Below are 2,558 nucleotides of genomic sequence, written 5' to 3'. Positions count from 1 at the left end.
TGGACACCAAATCATGGATGAAGATGCTCCTAAACTGCAGGTGCGGCTTGTTGGTCGCGACGGCCGCCGTCGATATGACCCTGCCTCGCGAGATCAGCTTGTCGCAGCGTGTTTAGAGCCCGGCGTTTCGGTCTCTCGACTGGCGCGGGAACACGGCGTGAATGCTAATCTCGTACGCAAGTGGATGAAGAAGGCAATGGAGGAGCGTCCTTTGCCTTCGATCTCGGCATTCGTTCCGGTTCAGATTGCTCCAGATATCCCTCCGACTTCTGGCGGCGATTTACTAACGACGAGCGTGCCGTTGGGCAAGCCGTGTCAGGCGTCCAAGGTGAGTGCGCTCCTGCCGAACGGGATCAGCCTGACCGTTGAGTATGACGATGAGAATGGGCTGGCCGCAATCATAGGAGCGTTGGGTCATGTTCAGACTGGGCGCTGATCTCAAGGTCTACCTGCATCGGGAGCCGATCGACTTCCGGGCCGGCATCAACAGCCTTGCGGTCCTGGTCCAGGAGACGATGGCGCTGGACCCGTTTGCCCCTGCGGTGTTTGCCTTCTGCAATCGCCGGCGTGACCGGGTGAAGCTGCTGTTCTTCGATCGGTCGGGCTTTGTCATGGTCCTGAAGAAGTTGGCGGAGGACAGGTTCCGATGGCCGCGCCGAGAGGTGGCGGTGGTTACACTGACGATCGAGCAGCTCCACTGGATTCTCGACGGGATTGATATCGACGCGATGGTGCGCCATCCGGTGCGGCAATATCAGATCGCCGGTTGAAGGCGGCGAATTGAGCTGTTGACGCAACGGGACGGTTCAGATTCAAAACTGGGATGACCCGAACCGGCGAACCGAGCGTTGCAGAACTGATGGCGCAGTTGGCGGCAAATGCCGCCGAAATCGCTGCGCTCAAAGCCGAGAAGGAAGCGCTGTCACGGCGGGTCGTCAAGCTGGAAGAAGAACTGGCACTCGCAAAGCTGCATCGTTTTGCACCCCGCAGCGAAAAGCACATCGATCGCATCTTCAACGAGGCCGAAGAGGCTGCAGACGAGGATGACCGTGACGACGGCCTCGTCATCGATCTTCCGGATACAGGTCTGCCGGCGGTCGATAGCGCGGCGCGAAAGAAGCGTGGCCGCAGACCCTTGCCGGAAGACCTGCCGCGCGAGCGCATCGAATACGATCTACCCGACGATCAAAAGACTTGCCCTTGCTGCGACAGTCAAATGCATCGCATGGGCGAGGCCGTTACCGAGCAGCTCCATATCGAGGTCAAGGCAAAGGTTCTGCAGAATGTGCGGTTCAAATACGCCTGCCGCCATTGCGACCGCACCGGCATCAACACGCCTGTCGTAATCGCACCGATGCCGCCGCAACCATTGCCAGGCAGCATTGCCACCGCTTCCACGCTGGCCTTCGCACTCGTCCACAAATACGTCGACGGCACGCCGCTCTACCGCGTGGCGCAAACGTTAGAACGGGCCGGCGTGCCGATCAGCCGGGGGGCTCTCGCGCACTGGGTGATCGGTTCGAGCGAGAAGCATCTGCATCGCATCTACGATGCGCTGAGATTGCGGCTTCAGTCGCAGCCTCTCATTCATGGCGATGAGACGACAGTTCAGGTGCTGAAGGAAAAGGATAAGGAAGCCACCAGCACGTCTTACATGTGGGCGTATCGAAGCAGCGAGGACAGTGACGAGCCAATCGTGCTTCTCGATTATCAACCGGGCCGCGGCCAGATCCACCCGCAGACCTTTCTCGGGGACTACCGCGGCATATTGGTGAGCGACGGCTACACCGCCTGGCGCACATTACATGGCGCAACCCATGTCGGATGCATGGCCCATTCACGGCGACGCTTCGTCGAGGCTCTCAAAACCAGGAAGAATGGAGGCGGACCGCCGGAACAGGCTCTTCGGTTCTTCGAGCAGATCTACCGGATCGAAAAGCAAGCGCGGGACAGAAGGCCCGATGCCGGTGAAACGCAGGCCGATTGCATTCGCCGTTTCCGGCAACAGCACAGCTTGCCTGTCCTGACCGCACTCAAGTCATGGCTCGACACTATCGCACCGAAGGTCGTGCCGGATACCAAACTCGGCGATGCCGTGTCCTACACTCTGAACCAATGGGATTATCTGACGCGCTACATTAGCGACGGCAGGATGCCGATCGATAACAACATCCTGGAACGCGACATCAGAGTTTTTGCGACTGGAAGAAAATCGTGGCTGTTCAGCGATACCGCCGACGGAGCCAAGGCCAGCGCCGTGATCTACAGTCTGATGCTGACTTGCCGCGCCTGTGGCGTCGATCCACTCACCTGGCTGCGCCACGCGCTCACGGAGTTACCTCAGCGCGACGAAACGGCAGACATTGGAGACCTGCTGCCGTTCAACTTCTCCAAAACCTCCGCCGCCTGATAGAGTCGAATATCGCTACGCAGGAGCGGCCGCGTCAGCGATGCCGCCTATGTCAATGCGCATAGAAAATCGCGCTTACGATACTACAATGAGGAAAGACCTCATGGTGCGATCGGCAACAAGGTGCCGATCTCGTTGGTGAATTCGG

The 2,558-nt window shown here is 59.1% G+C and carries 3 protein-coding genes; all 3 read left to right on the top strand.

Translation table 11 applies throughout. From position 1 onward, the window contains the following. The first annotated feature begins 13 nt into the window (after positions 1-13). From tnpA to tnpC, 3 genes are read left to right on the top strand one after another with little or no spacing between them, the layout of a single operon-like run. On the top strand, positions 14-436 hold the full coding sequence (tnpA, locus tag ATY29_RS00015) for an IS66-like element accessory protein TnpA (RefSeq protein ID WP_097537544.1): 423 nt from the start codon (positions 14-16) through the stop codon (positions 434-436). Further along, positions 417-770: an IS66 family insertion sequence element accessory protein TnpB gene (gene tnpB, locus ATY29_RS00010; RefSeq protein ID WP_096478338.1), complete on the top strand. Its 354-nt coding sequence runs from the start codon at positions 417-419 to the stop codon at positions 768-770. The genes tnpA and tnpB overlap by 20 nt, the downstream gene beginning before the upstream one ends. Positions 771-823: 53 nt before the next feature. Further along, complete coding sequence (gene tnpC, locus ATY29_RS00005) at positions 824-2,410, top strand: IS66 family transposase (protein ID WP_097537543.1); 1,587 nt, start codon at positions 824-826, stop codon at positions 2,408-2,410. The last annotated feature ends 148 nt before the right edge of the window (positions 2,411-2,558 follow it).

Source organism: Rhizobium hidalgonense (assembly GCF_002914525.1).
Classification (GTDB): Bacteria; Pseudomonadota; Alphaproteobacteria; order Rhizobiales; family Rhizobiaceae; genus Rhizobium; species Rhizobium hidalgonense.
This window is presented reverse-complemented; position numbering and strand designations above follow the sequence as displayed.

Bases quoted from the DNA above. Each gene is read 5' to 3' on its own strand.
- tnpB (WP_096478338.1), top strand. From the start codon at position 417: ATGTTCAGACTGGGCGCTGATCTCAAGGTCTACCTGCATCGGGAGCCG.
- tnpC (WP_097537543.1), top strand. From the start codon at position 824: ATGACCCGAACCGGCGAACCGAGCGTTGCAGAACTGATGGCGCAGTTG.
- tnpA (WP_097537544.1), top strand. From the start codon at position 14: ATGGATGAAGATGCTCCTAAACTGCAGGTGCGGCTTGTTGGTCGCGAC.